The 15574-nt window shown below is 38.0% G+C and carries 12 protein-coding genes; all 12 read right to left on the reverse strand.

The genetic code is table 11. From position 1 onward, the window contains the following. Positions 1-23 precede the first annotated feature (23 nt). Positions 24-2498, reverse strand: a complete 2475-nt coding sequence (locus ACULEU_RS12465; protein ID WP_445452895.1) for a beta-mannosidase — start codon at positions 2496-2498, stop codon at positions 24-26. Beyond that, the gene (locus ACULEU_RS12470; RefSeq protein WP_445452896.1) at positions 2498-3184 is read right to left on the reverse strand and encodes a copper homeostasis protein CutC; all 687 of its coding nucleotides are present in this window, start codon (positions 3182-3184) and stop codon (positions 2498-2500) included. Before ACULEU_RS12470 ends, ACULEU_RS12465 begins: the two co-directional genes overlap by 1 nt. Before the next feature lie 15 nt (positions 3185-3199). Further along, complete coding sequence (locus tag ACULEU_RS12475; protein ID WP_445452897.1) at positions 3200-4210, reverse strand: isoaspartyl peptidase/L-asparaginase family protein; 1011 nt, start codon at positions 4208-4210, stop codon at positions 3200-3202. Between the two features lie 7 nt (positions 4211-4217). After that, on the reverse strand, positions 4218-6479 hold the full coding sequence (locus tag ACULEU_RS12480; RefSeq protein WP_445452898.1) for a glycoside hydrolase family 20 protein: 2262 nt from the start codon (positions 6477-6479) through the stop codon (positions 4218-4220). Between the two features lie 295 nt (positions 6480-6774). Further along, a complete protein-coding gene (locus ACULEU_RS12485) occupies positions 6775-9348 on the reverse strand; it encodes a sodium-translocating pyrophosphatase (RefSeq protein WP_445452899.1) in 2574 nt (857 codons plus the stop codon). 92 nt (positions 9349-9440) lie between these two features. Further along, a complete protein-coding gene (locus tag ACULEU_RS12490) occupies positions 9441-10040 on the reverse strand; it encodes a DNA-3-methyladenine glycosylase family protein (RefSeq protein WP_445452900.1) in 600 nt (199 codons plus the stop codon). A gap of 37 nt (positions 10041-10077) precedes the next feature. Then, on the reverse strand, positions 10078-12567 hold the full coding sequence (locus ACULEU_RS12495) for a DUF5686 family protein (protein WP_445452901.1): 2490 nt from the start codon (positions 12565-12567) through the stop codon (positions 10078-10080). A 128-nt stretch (positions 12568-12695) separates the two neighbouring features. After that, the gene (locus ACULEU_RS12500) at positions 12696-13673 is read right to left on the reverse strand and encodes a pyruvate dehydrogenase complex E1 component subunit beta (RefSeq protein WP_445452902.1); all 978 of its coding nucleotides are present in this window, start codon (positions 13671-13673) and stop codon (positions 12696-12698) included. Between the two features lie 191 nt (positions 13674-13864). Continuing rightward, positions 13865-14080 (reverse strand): hypothetical protein, encoded by a 216-nt coding sequence (locus tag ACULEU_RS12505; protein ID WP_445452903.1) that lies wholly within the window; start codon positions 14078-14080, stop codon positions 13865-13867. 22 nt (positions 14081-14102) lie between these two features. After that, the gene (locus ACULEU_RS12510) at positions 14103-14441 is read right to left on the reverse strand and encodes a hypothetical protein (protein ID WP_445452904.1); all 339 of its coding nucleotides are present in this window, start codon (positions 14439-14441) and stop codon (positions 14103-14105) included. Positions 14442-14468: 27 nt separating this feature from the next. Further along, complete coding sequence (locus tag ACULEU_RS12515; protein WP_445452905.1) at positions 14469-14864, reverse strand: hypothetical protein; 396 nt, start codon at positions 14862-14864, stop codon at positions 14469-14471. A 148-nt stretch (positions 14865-15012) separates the two neighbouring features. Continuing rightward, the gene (locus ACULEU_RS12520) at positions 15013-15468 is read right to left on the reverse strand and encodes a universal stress protein (protein ID WP_445452906.1); all 456 of its coding nucleotides are present in this window, start codon (positions 15466-15468) and stop codon (positions 15013-15015) included. Between the last annotated feature and the right edge of the window lie 106 nt (positions 15469-15574).

Here is a 15574-nt window from a genome sequence, read left to right on the forward strand (position 1 = left end):
TTGCCACTATTGGCAACCTTTTTTTATGGCAAAGTATCAAATATCGATTTTGCAGTTATCTTTTTTACAGGCTTCGTTAGATTAATTATAATTTTTTCGTTGGGTAAAACATCAAAAAAATTGTCATTAAAAAAAGTATATTCGTCCGAAGACAAGAAAACATTTTTGGCCAATACATCCGAAGTGATTTCATAGGTTAGCTCGTCTATTTTTGTTAGTTGAATGTTGGGTTTGGTAAATGGCAAATCTTTGGGTTTGACGAAATAGTGTAACGCTTTTGTTGATTTCGTTTTTGATTGAAAGGAAATTAAGAGAAATGCTTTTTTGAAATCAAAAGATTCCAAATAAGTCTTCGGAATTTCAAACTGAACTAAGGAAGAATTAGCTGGAACTGCCGCAACAACATTACTTTCCCAAAGAAGATTGCCTTTGAAATCCATCAATTTAAAATCTAAATCACCGCCAAAATTTTCTAAACTGTCATTAGTTAAATAAATACTATATGTTGTATTGGTCTCCTTAACGGAAATCAAAAGGTTTTCAAAACTCCGTTTCACCTGATAGTGCACTGCTTTCCATCTGCCAAAATAATCTATTGAACTCCATGAAGTCACCGGCCAACAATCGTTGAGTTGCCAATATAAAGTGCCCATGCAATAAGGTTTGGCTTGCCTGTGTGCCTCAATAGCTGTTTTCATGCCTTCTGCCTGCAGCAGTTGAGATACATAAATATAGTCCTCAAAATTCGTAGGCACTTTATAATCTCGGGCCATATACTCATTGATGGTCTGATATCCTGTGGTATGTTTTTGATGGTTTTTTAAGGCATCTGAATTTAGATTCAACTCTTCTTCTTTGGCAAAGGACATGAACGTTTTCAAATTGGGCATACCCTGAAAACCATATTCACTCATAAATCGACCGACCTTTTTTCTATAGATTTCAAAGGGCTCCATGCCCCACCATACGCCCCAATAATGGGAATCACCTTGCAGCAGGCTTTCCTTTTTACCCCAACCAATGGAAGGTGAAGAGGGCCAATAGCGGTTTTCATTGGAAGCAAGCAAACGGTTTAAGGTTTCCGGAATCACTTCGTGAAACAACTTTTGATAATCCTTCCATATTTTGTCTTGATTTTCAGATGAATAGTTGTATTGTTTTTGCCAGCCCCAATTGTGCCAACCTTCATCATTTTCGTTATTCCCACACCAAAGTGCGATACAGGGATGATGCTGTAAACGCGTAACGTTATCGATAACTTCCTGTTTTACATTCTCTATAAAATCAGCATCACCAGGATACATGGCGCAAGCAAACATAAAATCCTGCCAGACCAAAATCCCATTTTTATCACAAGCATCATAAAAAGCATCATCGGCATAAACGCCGCCACCCCAAACCCGGAGCATGTTCATGTTGGAGTCAACGGCATTCTTGACTATATTTTTATAAACAGAATCAGTAGCTGTTGGTAGAAAACTATCGGGCGGAATATAATTAGCTCCTTTCATAAAAACCGGAATTCCGTTGAGTTTGAAGTAAAAACTTTTGCCGATAGCGTCTTTATCCTGAACCAATTCAATTGTTCGGAGTCCAATATCTAAATGTCGTTCGTCTAACTTTTGATTGGATTTCGAAAGTGTGATTTCAAAAGAATACAAAAAGGCCTCCCCTAAGCCATTAGTCCACCATCGTCTGGGATTTTGGATAGCATAGGAAACTGCCACCACATTTTCCCCTTGCTGCAACTGAATTTCCTGAGTGGTATTGTTGATGTTTAAACGGAATTTACCATTGACTGTGCTTTCAATACTAGTTATAAACTCTATTGTTGCTAAAGAATCGGTTAGGCTTTTTTGATGGTAACGTACCTTGGATATTTTTGCCGAATTCCAAAAATGCAGCGCTACTTTTTTGTAGATTCCAGCTGTTACAAAACGCGGTCCCCAATCCCAACCATAGTGGTATTGCGCTTTTCGAGTGAATACTTTTTCGTCACCGGGTAAGGCATACGGGAGCTGTTTGGCTTCTTCTTGACCTTTCTTAACGGCTGAAGAAAAAATTATTTTGAGATGATTGGTTCCTAATTTAAGCCCTTTTTTTACATAGATTTTCCACGTTCGGAACATATTGTTGGCTGAAAGAATTTTGTTACCATTAAGATACACTTCTGCATACGTATCTAATCCGTCAAACTGAAGATAACTCTTTTGGCTTTTTAGTTCTTCTTTCGAAACGATAAAAGACGTTTGGTATTCCCAATCTTCATTTTCTATCCATTGCAACTGCTTTTCGTTAGCGCCATAAAAAGGGTTTGGAATACTTTTGTTGTTATATAAATCGGTGTGAACAGTTCCCGGAACGGTGGCCGGAAGCCAATTAAAATCGCTTGTTTTTTTGAATGTCCATTGTTCAGCATTCAAACTTCGTTCAGAATGTTGCGACCATACCAGTAATGGCAACAAGGTTAGCAGTAACAATGTAAACGGTCGATTCATTATTTTAATTTATTTTTCAAATTGAAAATTTCTTCCGGATTGGCTGTCTGTTTTCCATCGGTAATCGCAGAAGAATGATAAAAAATGGCTTTCGTGTTTTCTTGGATGACTTCAATGTTATTAGATCTTAAACCGCCTCCGGGCATAATTGTAATTCGGTTGCCAGCTTTGAATACCAATTCAGCTAAGCGATTCATTCCATCGGTTACATCTTGGGCCTGACCCGAAGTTAATACAGTTGTAAAACCACAGTCAATAATTTGTTCCAGTGCCCAAAAAGCATCTTCAACTTCGTCGAAAGCCCGATGAAAGGTACAAGGTAATGGCTTCGCCAAATCGACTAAGCGTTTATTTTGTTCCACATTGAGGGTATTGTTTTCCTTTAAAATTCCGAATACAAAACCATCCACTTTCAGTTCTTTTAATTGTAGTATATCCGATTGCATTTGGTTAAACTCTTCATCCGAATAGACAAAATTGACTCCCCTTGGGCGAATCATCACGTATACATCAATCTTTAAAAGTTCTTTTGCTTTTGTAACCAACGCTATCGAAGGCGTTGTACCTCCAACTTCAAAGCCATCACAAAGTTCTACTCTATCGGCGCCGTTTTCCTGAGCCATTAGGGCTGAGGGTAGATTAAAACAAGCTATTTCCAAGCTAGGATTTTGAACTATATTAGGCATAGTTGTGACTGTAAGTTATTTTAAGAAGTAGTCAGCGTCTACCAATGTATTTCCGTTGGTATCGTTTACCGCAAAGTTGAATCCGCTTTGGACGCAATAGGCACCGTATTCCCCTTTTTTGTTTAGGGCTATAAATCCAACTTGAATATCCTTGAGATTTTTATTTCGGTTTTGGGTTAGTTTTACAATTCTGCTAACTGCTTCTTCGCAAGCTTTTTGTGGTGATTTTCCCTGACGCATCAGTTCTACAACCAAATGACAGCCAGCAATTCTGATGACTTCTTCTCCATGACCCGTGGCTGTAGCAGCTCCAATTTCATTATCAACATACAATCCAGCTCCAATAATTGGGGAATCGCCGACGCGTCCGTGCATTTTGTAAGCCATACCGCTTGTGGTACATGCTCCTGATAAATTTCCGAAACTGTCTAAAGCTATCATGCCTATGGTATCGTGATTTTCAATATTGGCAATAGGTTTGTACTGACTTGTTTTAAGCCATTCCTTCCATTCTTTTTCAGAGGCTTCTACGAGTAAATTTTCTTTTTTAAATCCTTGCGACAAAGCAAACTGCAATGCGCCATCGCCTACCAACATTACGTGTGGCGTTTTTTCCATTACGGCTCTTGCCACTGCGATAGGATGCTTGATGTGCTCCAGACAAGCTACTGAACCAATATTCGAGAATTCATCCATGATGCAAGCATCCAAGGTTACGCGCCCATCTCTATCCGGTCTTCCTCCATAACCTACGCTTCTTTCCGCAGGATCGCCTTCCGGGATTTTTACTCCGGCTTCCACCGCATCTAAAGCACGTCCGTTGTTTTTTAATATTTCCCAGGCAGCACCGTTGGCTTTCACACCAAAATTCCATGTTGAAATCACGATAGGTTTCGTTCCGTTCTGTTCTGCTTTTTGTTTTCCAAATGTACTAGTGGATTCTTCCTCTTTGCTAGTAAAAGAGTTTAGTGCTACGGCCACAGTTGCCAGAGCTGATGTTTTGATAAAATTTCTGCGGTTTGACATACTTTATTTATTCTATACTTATTTCATCTACAAACAACCAAGCATCGGCACCAGCTCCGGGATTTCCTTCGGGAATTTTTCCCTTATTGCCAGCCACTATTTTGATGTATTGCCCCTTTTGAGATTTAAAATTCACGACTACATTGCCTTTAACTTCTTTTATTTGTGATAAAGAAATTTTTTGAAGACTTTGAAAATTTTGGCCATCATTAGAAATCAGTAGTTCGATTCCGTTAGGATAATAAATCCAACTGCCTTGGTTTTCGAGTACACTAACCGTTATTTTGCTTATGGTTTCAGATGTTCCTAAATCAATGGTAGCCTTCAAATCTTTACCGGAAAATCCTAGCCATTCGCGACCGAACCTACTTCGGTTTCCGTACATCCCATCGACTAAAGTAAAAGGGCCACCATTGCTGTAGTTTTCGTGTGGCGGATTGACCAGTGTGATTTTCTTTCCAGTAGCTTTATTGACATAAAAAGCTTGCTCCATCACAGCACTTTGTTGCTTATCCTTGTCAAAATAAGCGGCTTTGACAGTTTGATTTTTTGTGATTGGGATTGGGGTGTCATACGAATCAGAACGTAAAGTTGGCGCTGTTCCATCTGTAGTATACCTGATTTTTTTTGAGTCATTGGCCGAATGTAGTTCAAATAAAACACCATCGCTTTTGGGTGAAGGATTAACTTTGGTTGTGACTTCAAAAATGGCTTTGCTATACTGAATTCCTTTTTGATCCAAAACGGCAAATTGTTGTATCATTCTGTTTTGGAAATCGGTATATTTCTCCGGATTGGATGTTCCCCAAAGCACCTCAGAAAGCGCTAACATTCTGGGGAAAATCATGTATTCCACATTTTGCGGCTTTTCGATGTATTCTGTCCACACATTGGCCTGCGCCCCTAAAATATATTGAGCTTCATCTTTAGACAACTCTTTCGGAATTGGGTTAAAGGAATACACTTTCTCCACCGGAAGATAGCCACCAATCGCTAAAGGTTCATTTTTAGGATGTCCTTGATAATAATCGAAATAACAATGAGAACCCGGAGTCATGACAACATAGTGTTTTTGCTTTGCTGCGGTAATTCCACCTTCGATACCACGCCAACTCATCACTGCCGCGTTTGGAGCCAAACCGCCTTCCAAGATTTCATCCCAACCTATAATTTTTCGACCCTTACTGTTGACAAATTTTTCAATTCTTTGGATGAAATAGCTTTGCAGTTCATGTTCATCTTTCAACCCTTTTTCTTTGATAAGCGACTGAAATTGCGGACAGGCTTTCCAGCGTGTTTTTGGACATTCGTCGCCACCAATATGAATGTATTGTGATGGGAAAAGTTGGATTACTTCTGCTAAGATATTTTGAAGAAATGTAAAGGTTTTCTCTTTCGGACAAAAGACATCGTCTAAAACACCCCATTGTTTGCCCACTTCAAAAGGACCACCAGTGCAAGAATATTCGGGATATGCTGCCAAAGCCGCTACTGCATGTCCAGGCATTTCTATTTCGGGCACTACGGTGATATGCCTTTGGCTTGCATAAGCTACAACTTCCTTGATTTCTTCCTGCGTATAAAACCCGCCATAACGTTTGTCATCATAGGTTTGGTCGTTGTAATGACCAATCATGGATCCGTTTCTCCATGCTCCTATAGTTGTCAGCTTTGGATATTGCTTGATTTCAATACGCCAGCCTTGATCATCCGTCAAATGCCAATGAAAGGTATTGAACTTATACATGGCCAAGTAGTCGATATATTTTTTGACAAAATCTACTGGAAAGAAATGTCGGGCACAATCGAGGTGCATACCACGCCAAGCGAATTTGGGATCATCTGAAATGAGTAAACACGGTACCTTTATTGTCTTACTTTTTTCTGAAGGCAATAGCTGTAATAATGTCTGTATTCCGTAAAAAAAGCCTTCTGGATGTTCCGCATATATAGCGATATTTTTATCGGAAACCATTAGTCCATAGCCTTCTCTTTTTCGACTTGTTGTCGTATAGCTCAGAGCAATTTTATTGGGTTTATTACTGACAGCAACAATTTTCAGGTCTAAACCTGTTTGCTGTTTTATGGCTTGTTGCAAATATTGTGTTTCCGGCATATTGACATCAGCCTGAATAACTGTTTTATCATTTACTATAAAATGCCCATTTCGAATTTCAACTATTCCAGGTTGCGGAATTAAAGGCAACGATGTTTGCGAAAAGGCCATCGAAACAAAAAATAAGAACAGAAGAACCAATTTGTTAGTCATGAAAGTACAATTTATCTATGGCTAATTTAAGTAAAAAGACATTAAAAATTGATTCCATACGGTAAACAAAAAAATCATGCATTATAATCTTGAAAATTATAATGCATAATCAAAACAATTGTAGTGCATAATCAAAACCATTGTAATGCATAATCATTTTGTCAACAACGCATAATTTTGAAAATCCTGCGTTACAATTTATTTGTTTACCGTATTGTAAAGAAGAAAATCAAAGAATGGCAAACAAAAAGCCCCACAAATGTGGGGCTTTTTACTATATCAAATAAGAAAGCGATTATTTCAACGCTTCTACTTTTGCTTTTACTTCTTCTTCTGTACCTTCAAAAGATTCTGATGTTGCTGTACCACCCACTGTAGTAGTTACTGTAGCTTTGGCTTTACCGTTTGTATTGGTAATAACCACTTTTACGTTTTTCTCTACATTCGTTGTTGCACCTGAACCTTTTTGAGCACAACAGTCAGCTTTTTTATCAGCGATGAATTTTCCATCAGCATCATAATGAGCCATACATGCTTCTTTTTGCTCCGGAGAACATCCTAAAGAATCACACATTTTAGCGCACTCTTCTTTAGTCATTGTAGCACATTTGCTCATATCGCATTTACCTTTCATGTTACCATCGCAAGAAAGTTTTTCAACGGTACATTTCATATCTTTTGAACCACCTTCGTGACCAGCACCTAAGATTGGCGCGATTACTAATCCAATTAAACACGTCAATTTGATTAAGATGTTCATCGATGGACCAGAAGTATCTTTAAATGGATCTCCAACAGTATCTCCAGTTACAGCCGCTTTGTGCGCATCTGAACCTTTATAGGTCATTTCTCCATTAATCATTACTCCAGCTTCGAACGATTTCTTAGCGTTATCCCAAGCACCACCAGCATTGTTTTGGAACACAGCCCAAAGCACACCAGATACCGTTACTCCAGCCATATAACCTCCTAACATTTCAGCGATTAACTGATTGTTATCTCCGTAAACTAATTTTCCTAACAATACAATGGCAATTGGGAAACCAATAGTCAATACTCCAGGCAACATCATTTCACGTAAAGCCGCTTTAGTAGAAATCTCCACACATTTACCGTATTCTGGTTTTCCGGTTCCTTCCATGATTCCTGGAATTTCCTTAAACTGACGACGTACTTCATATACCATATCCATAGCCGCTTTTCCAACAGAGTTCATCGCTAAAGCAGAGAACACTACAGGAATCATACCCCCAACGAATAACATTGCTAAAACTGGCGCTTTGAAAATGTTGATACCATCAATTCCGGTAAACGTTACGTAAGCTGCAAATAAAGCTAAAGATGTTAATGCCGCAGAAGCGATAGCAAAACCTTTTCCTGTGGCAGCAGTAGTATTTCCAACGGAATCCAAGATGTCAGTTCTTGTTCTAACTTCTTTTGGCAATTCGCTCATTTCAGCGATTCCACCAGCGTTATCAGAGATTGGTCCGAAAGCATCAATAGCTAATTGCATAGCTGTAGTAGCCATCATAGCAGAAGCTGCTAAAGCCACACCGTAGAAACCAGCAAAAGCATACGAAGCCCAGATAGCACCTGCGAATAATAATACGGTTGGGAACGTAGAAATCATTCCGGTCGCTAAACCAGCGATTACGTTTGTTCCTGCTCCTGTTGAAGATTTTTGTACGATGGCCAAAACTGGTTTTGTACCTAAACCTGTATAGTATTCCGTTACCGATGAAATAACACCACCCACTACCAATCCAACGATAGTTGCATAGAATACTCTCATGGATGAGATTTGTTGTGCTCCTTCACCATAGAATTCCATAGTCATTACTTCAGGCAACATATATTTTACTAGGAAGAAACAAGAAATTGCCGTTAAAATAATAGAAACCCAGTTTCCGACATTTAATGCTTTTTGTACTTGAGCTTCTTTAGCATCATCACTTGAAATTTTTACCAACATCGTTCCGATGATCGAAAATAAGATTCCGAAACCAGCGATTGCCATTGGTAATAAGATTGGACCGATTCCACCAAAAGCGTCTTCGATTTTTCCACCCATATCCTGAATAACATAGTTACCCAATACCATAGCAGCCAAAACAGTTGCTACGTAAGAACCAAATAAATCCGCTCCCATTCCAGCAACGTCACCAACGTTGTCACCAACGTTATCTGCAATAGTTGCAGGGTTTCTTGGATCATCTTCTGGGATACCCGCTTCTACTTTACCTACTAAGTCAGCACCTACGTCAGCAGCTTTAGTATAAATACCACCACCTACACGGGCAAACAAAGCAATAGATTCTGCTCCAAGAGAGAAACCGGCTAATGTTTCTAAAACGACAGTCATGTCTTCTGTAGAAGTCCATACACCGCCCATAAATTGTTGGAATAATATAATGAAGAACCCTGTCAAACCAAGCACTGCCAATCCGGCAACACCTAATCCCATTACTGTTCCACCACCAAAAGAAACTTTTAGTGCTTGTGGTAAGCTTGTACGGGCAGCTTGTGTAGTTCTTACGTTCGTTTTGGTAGCGATTTTCATCCCCATATTTCCAGCTAAAGCTGAAAAGAAGGCTCCAAAAATAAAGGCAATAACAATTAATAAATGTGTTTTTACTCCAGGTAAAAATGTAATTCCAGCTAAAACAACACTCGCGATCACTACGAAAATTGCCAATAATCTGTATTCTGCTTTTAGGAAAGCCAAAGCACCTTCATAGATGTAATCTGAAATTTCTTTCATCTTCCCATCACCAGCGTCTTGTTTTAAAACCCAGGCTCTTTTGAATGCCATAAAAGCCAATCCAATTAATGCCATAACTATCGGCACATAAATCATGTATGATTCCATAAATATAATTTTTGTTATAAATTTTATCGGTCGCAAAAGTAACAAAACTTTAACAAATAAAAACAATTAATTTAGGAATGTTTCTCGGTTCGTTAAACCATTGGTTTTCTGTTTCTTTTTTCGAGATAATGGTGCCAAAGCATAAAGGTTGCCATAGTTCGGTGAGGCTTCCATTTTTCAGAAAGTGTTTCCATCTCTTCTTTGGTATGGATGCCGAACAATTCTTTTATGGTATTGACTACGGCAATATCTCCAAGTGGAATGATATCGGGCGATTGTAGTGAAAACATCAAATAGACATCGATGGTCCAATGCCCAATTCCTTTGATTTTGATTAATTGGTTCCGAACCTCATCGGCAGATTGAGTGGCCAAACTTTCCAAATCCAAGTCTTCTGAAACTGCTTTTGACAAGGCTTTTAGATAACTGATTTTTTGTCGGCTGACACCACAACTTTTTAGGTCTTCGTCAGCACAATTTGCAATAGTCTTTGAAGTAACTTGTCCTAATTTGTTTTCTATCTTTATGAAACAGGCTTTGGCAGAATCAATAGAAACCTGTTGCTCGAGAATGAGTTTGCATAGTGTTACAAATCCTTGTGGTCGGGATGGAATAAAAGGATTCCCATACTGCAGATGAAGCTTTTCAAACACTTCGTCTTGTGCTCTCAGAAATGCGATTGCCTGCTCCATGCTATTTTATTAGATAAGAAACCCAATCGGCTTCCGCTTAAAAGTAAAATCCGAATGAGCCTTTGATAGTGAAATTATTAGTACCCGGAACGTCTCTGTAGTTTCCTCTCCAGGCAAAATCCAATCGGAATACTTTGAAGATATTCCCGACTCCAGCACTGTATTCCCAGTAGGGTTTTTCCGGTGCTTGATAGAGTAATCCTGATGCATTGATGAAATTGTTTTCATCCGAAACTGTTCCGTAAACTCCTTTAACTCCTATAATTTCTCGCAAGTTTAATTTTCTTAATCCCGGAACACGTGCAAATAGTTTCCCTTGAAAGTTGTGTTCCCATATGAAAGTAGCATACTGATCGGCTACAAACTCGTAGAAATTAAGATTGTTAAACGTATTGTCAATTATAAAAAGTGTTTGGTTTCCGGGAACTACACTCATTAATCCTAACGGAATCTGACCAAATGTTTTTCCGAGTTCTACGGTGAAATTGGATCGACCAATAGCGCCAATAATTACGGGTTGTTTGTAGTATAATTGTACTTTTTGGTAACTGAAATCACTATTGATAAATCCTTTGAAACCCTGACTATAGTTCACAAAAATACGACTGTAAGGATTGTCTACTTCCCTTCTTTCTACACCATAACCTATGGTTTTTTTCTTTGGTGTTAATTCTACCTGCACATTCAACTCCGACTGTGTGACATTGCTTTTAGTGGTGGTTTGCGTAGCATCGGTGAAATAATCGAGTTTGAAAGTGTCCGATGCTGATTCCAGCGTTCGGTAAGAAAAACCGAGTTGGAAGATCACATTTTTCACTGGCTCAATTTCTGCAGCTAAAGTAGATAAATTGATGTTGGTTAGCTTTCCGTTCGCACCTGTAGAAAACAATCCGGATGACGCATAACTTCTGCCCAAAACATCATTCGTTGTAGTGAGACTGGCGCCAATCTGTTCGACATCGCGACGGTTTCCACCCGAAATGATAATTCTGTTTTTCTTGTCAATCATCCATTTTCCGGAAGCTCCGTATTTGAATTTGTTATCTTCAAAGCCATAAGCTGTGTAGCCTTGAATACGCCAAAGATCGTTAGGGCCAAAATACGTTCTGGCTCCAGCTCTAAGACGTACGCCTTCAACTTCATTATAGCCTACTGTAGAAAATATCGGTCCATAATCCAGATGGTATTTCGGGATTTCGATATAACCACTTCCTAAAATGGATACTAAACTGTATAATTGTTTGAATTTCTTAACCGTTTTAAGCGTGTCAATCATTTTATAGATTTTCTGCTCGTCTTTATTCAGATTTTCAAATCGGTTTTCGTTCCAATATTCATCGGATTTAGCGTAAACTTCGTTATCAATGTAATTGACTTCTTGCTTGTAGAATTTGTCCGGCTTCTTTTCATCGAACTTGAAATTACGGTACAAAGTAGTTCGTTTTCCGTAGACACCTTTCGACTCTTCTTTCTTTCTCAAAGCAAAGTCAGACATCATGTAATCTCTTGTAGGCAGAAAAACAGAATCGTTCAAAACTTCGTATTCCTGTTCCAGATAAATATCTTTTACCCAGTTGATGTTGGCGCTTTTGGTGATGGCCATGTTGATTTTCTTGATAGCAAAAGTGGTATCATTAACCCAAAAATCTCCTTTAAAAGTCAATTCATTTTTACGTCTTGGATAAAAAACAATATTATAGCATAACTTATTATCAATAACAGCCGTATCCGCTAAAACATAGTTGTAGACATCGATTCCAGTACGCGATAACGGACTGGTAAAACTTTTGTCAAACAACTGCAGGTAGTTGTCGTAAATATCATAGTCGTTGTACAAATCCTTAATAAACATATTCACACCATCGCCACTTCCTAAACCGGAGTTTTTGTTGGCTTTGAGTACTTCTTTGGTTCGTTTGTTTTCATTATCTCCGTAAAAATCCGATAACGATTCGTTGATGAATATTGGGAGGTATGTTTTTCCGGTAACTTTAGAAGTATCGATGTTTTTGAAAACGAATTCCATGCCTTTGAAGATTTTACTTTTCATAAAAGCACTGTCGATAGTATTCATGTCAAACTCTACTTTCTCGTATTTCTCGTATTGGTATTGTTTGAACATTTTAAGTCCGTTCTTTCTTCTGCGTTCCCATATTTTTCGGAGAATGTCTAGTGCGGGATTGTTCTTTTTAGACGTTTTTCCGGCAAAGATTTTAACTTCCTTCAAAGTATTTCCTTCGGTTAGAATTACTTTGAAATCATAATTAACCAATTGTGGCAGCTTTACGGTTTTATCAGGAAAACCAACAAACGACACTACGAGTTCGGTATAATTATCAGGAGATTCAATGTAAAACCTTCCGTCTTCATTCGAAACTACTCCAGTATTAGAGCCCTTAAAGACCACATTAGCATACGGAATAGGTTGTTTGGAATTATCCAACACCACACCACTAACTTTAGTTTGTCCAAAGCTTTTAGTGACTAAAGCAACAAATACAACAAATAGTGTAAAAATATTTTTCATTGGCAAAAAAAAACTCCATCAAATTTTTCTGATGAAGTTTCAAATATAGTTATTTAGATTACTAGATTCTTAGACTTCTTAGAATTTAAGAAATTATTATAACTCCTTATCAACTAATGTCTAACTCTCTATTTGTAAGTGACTTTTTTTACAGCTTTGATTACATCTTCAGCATTGGGTAACCATTCTTTTAAAAGGGTTGGTGAGTAAGGCGCCGGTGTATCTGCTGTTGTGATTCTTTGAATTGGTGCATCTAAATAATCGAATGCTCTTTCCTGAACCATATACGTAATTTCAGAAGCTACACTGGCAAACGGCCATGCTTCTTCTAATACTACCAAACGGTTTGTTTTTTTAACTGAATTGATAATGGCATCATAATCCATCGGACGTACCGTTCTTAAGTCGATGATTTCACAAGAAATCCCTTCTTTAGCTAATTCGTCTGCGGCTATGAAAGCTTCTTTGATGATTTTACCAAAAGATACTATGGTTACATCCGTTCCTTCTCTTTTTATGTCGGCAACACCTAAAGGTAGCGTGTATTCTTCTTCTGGAATTTCTCCTTTATCTCCATACATCTGCTCCGATTCCATGAAAATTACAGGATCGTTATCTCTGATAGCTGATTTTAATAACCCTTTCGCATCGTAAGGAGTTGATGGCACTACTACTTTTAATCCCGGAGTGTTGGCAAACCAGTTTTCAAAAGCCTGAGAGTGCGTTGCTCCTAATTGACCCGCTGAAGCAGTTGGTCCGCGAAACACCATCGGCATTGGAAATTGTCCGGCCGACATCTGACGCATCTTGGCTGCATTGTTTATGATTTGATCAATTCCTACTAACGAGAAGTTGAAGGTCATGTATTCTACAATCGGACGACAACCATTCATGGCTGAACCTACTGCGATTCCGGCAAAACCAAGTTCGGCAATCGGAGTATCAATGACTCTTTTGGGGCCAAATTCATCCAACATTCCTTTGGAAGCTTTATATGCTCCGTTGTATTCTGCTACTTCTTCACCCATCAAATACACCGATTCATCACGGCGCATTTCTTCACTCATGGCTTCGGCTATTGCTTCTCTAAATTGTATCGTTCTCATATAAAAGTTACTTAGTGTCCATTTTGGGTAGCAAAAGTAAAAAAAAGAAAATAGAGAAAAGAATAAAGAGAAAAGAATATGGAAAATAGAGAATAGAATATAGCGTTTTGATTAGAAACTAAGCGTTTTTTATACCGAAGAAAGCCATCCTACCTCAAAAATATTCCTAAATGAGATGGATATTTTATTTGTTAGAGTTGGTGGTGTTTTGCAACTTCTTTATCGTAAATGACAGCTTTGTCGCTGTATTCTTTTGCTGTTTTGGCGCTTTCCGTTGCTTGCAGTTCTTCTCCTCCAGCATGATACTTTGCCGCTTCTAAATGGGCTTTGGCTGCTTGTTGATGGGCTTCGGCTGCATTTTTATGGCTTTCGATAATAGCTAAAATAGTTTGATTGTGTGTTTCCATGAGTATATCTTGTATATGGTTATTAATTATGCTCATTATCTTCTTCTAAATTGTTGTGGTTGTCACTGCCGATGCTGTATCCGTTGTTTTCTTCGTCTTCGCTTCCAATTTCTTCCTGTGCATCATCTAATTCAGAACCCGGAATATCTAGGTCTGCTCCCGATTTATCTTGATTGAACGTTTTCTCATTGTATTGACCATAGTCGATGTTAGTCTTTACCTTTGAAATGTCTTCCGGATCAATTTCAGTTTCCTTCTTTTCCTGATTATAAATGTCTTCGCTTGGCGGATAGTTTACGTTATCAGGATAAACAGCGTTTGGATTTTTAGTGTCGGTGTCTTTTTGCATTTTTTTGTCCATGATTTCCAGTATTTTTAGGTTAAAGTGCTACTTTTTCTTTTCTTTTTGAAGGTGTAATTCTTCTAGGTCGGCCTCTAATTTTTCTTTTTTCATTCCGACTCTTATGAATCCAAACAGGCTCATATAAACATTAGCCACCCAAACTAAGGCAAAAAATGAAATTAAGTAACCAAGCCAATCTTCGTATAACATTTGAAATTTTGAAACGATTAAAAAGAACAAAGTCACATAATGACTAAAGCAATATTCACAGGTGAATAAATAAAAAAACTTACGTGTCCATAGCGTTTTGCTGTATTTGGATTTTTTGCTACAATATTCCCGAGGTTCTCTAAAAACTTCTTCGTGAGTTACTGTCCAAGCAACGCATGCTATCGGAATTGCCAAAACGAACAAGTAGCCAATCTGCTTTGATAATTCCATTATCGTGTTCTTTTATTGTTGTTTGTGTTATAGATTCATCTTAACTCTTTGTAATCACGACTTCCTGTTCTCTCTCGTCACTCTGCCATCCTCTTGGTATATTCTCAATAGCAGTATTCCTCGAATTGGTGGCTGAACTAATAGTGTTTTATTCCTTAACCGGAATAATAAACATGGGAATTTTGCTATTAGATAACACACTTTCGGTCACACTTCCCATTACGGTTTTTACTAACCAATTCTTACTGTGTGCGCCCAATACTATAATGCTTGTGTGATTTCTTGTAGCGACATCCAAAATCACCGTCGAGAAATCGCCTTTTTCTGCTATAATCTCAATATCAGGATCTTTTAAATGGCTTTTAATTTTTTCTAAAAAATTTAAGGAGGATTCCATCAACGTATTTTTATCGTCAATATTGAAAAAATCATAGCCATAAAACCCCATAAAAGGACCAGCATCAATACCGCTATAATACGTTTCGTCAGCAACTACGTGCAACAAGGTTACTTTAGCCTTCATACTTTTAGCCAAGTTATACCCTTGCTCCGCAATTTTTCGGGCAGAGATTCCATAATCTAATGCAATCAAGACTTTTTTCATTTTTGATTTGTTTTTAATTGATATCTAAACTATTATACCATAAAATTACAGCATATAAAGGTAGTTTATGCTGATATTTATCAATTATACCTATCTATTTTTATGT

It is taken from the genome of Flavobacterium sp. 25HG05S-40 (genome assembly GCF_052654735.1).

What these genes read in the sequence shown, in the direction of transcription:
- ACULEU_RS12465 (WP_445452895.1), bottom strand. Translation starts at nt 2,498, where the DNA reads ATGAATCGACCGTTTACATTGTTACTGCTAACCTTGTTGCCATTACTG.
- ACULEU_RS12470 (WP_445452896.1), bottom strand. Translation starts at nt 3,184, where the DNA reads ATGCCTAATATAGTTCAAAATCCTAGCTTGGAAATAGCTTGTTTTAAT.
- ACULEU_RS12475 (WP_445452897.1), bottom strand. Translation starts at nt 4,210, where the DNA reads ATGTCAAACCGCAGAAATTTTATCAAAACATCAGCTCTGGCAACTGTG.
- ACULEU_RS12480 (WP_445452898.1), bottom strand. Translation starts at nt 6,479, where the DNA reads ATGACTAACAAATTGGTTCTTCTGTTCTTATTTTTTGTTTCGATGGCC.
- ACULEU_RS12485 (WP_445452899.1), bottom strand. Translation starts at nt 9,348, where the DNA reads ATGGAATCATACATGATTTATGTGCCGATAGTTATGGCATTAATTGGA.
- ACULEU_RS12490 (WP_445452900.1), bottom strand. Translation starts at nt 10,040, where the DNA reads ATGGAGCAGGCAATCGCATTTCTGAGAGCACAAGACGAAGTGTTTGAA.
- ACULEU_RS12495 (WP_445452901.1), bottom strand. Translation starts at nt 12,567, where the DNA reads ATGAAAAATATTTTTACACTATTTGTTGTATTTGTTGCTTTAGTCACT.
- ACULEU_RS12500 (WP_445452902.1), bottom strand. Translation starts at nt 13,673, where the DNA reads ATGAGAACGATACAATTTAGAGAAGCAATAGCCGAAGCCATGAGTGAA.
- ACULEU_RS12505 (WP_445452903.1), bottom strand. Translation starts at nt 14,080, where the DNA reads ATGGAAACACACAATCAAACTATTTTAGCTATTATCGAAAGCCATAAA.
- ACULEU_RS12510 (WP_445452904.1), bottom strand. Translation starts at nt 14,441, where the DNA reads ATGGACAAAAAAATGCAAAAAGACACCGACACTAAAAATCCAAACGCT.
- ACULEU_RS12515 (WP_445452905.1), bottom strand. Translation starts at nt 14,864, where the DNA reads ATGGAATTATCAAAGCAGATTGGCTACTTGTTCGTTTTGGCAATTCCG.
- ACULEU_RS12520 (WP_445452906.1), bottom strand. Translation starts at nt 15,468, where the DNA reads ATGAAAAAAGTCTTGATTGCATTAGATTATGGAATCTCTGCCCGAAAA.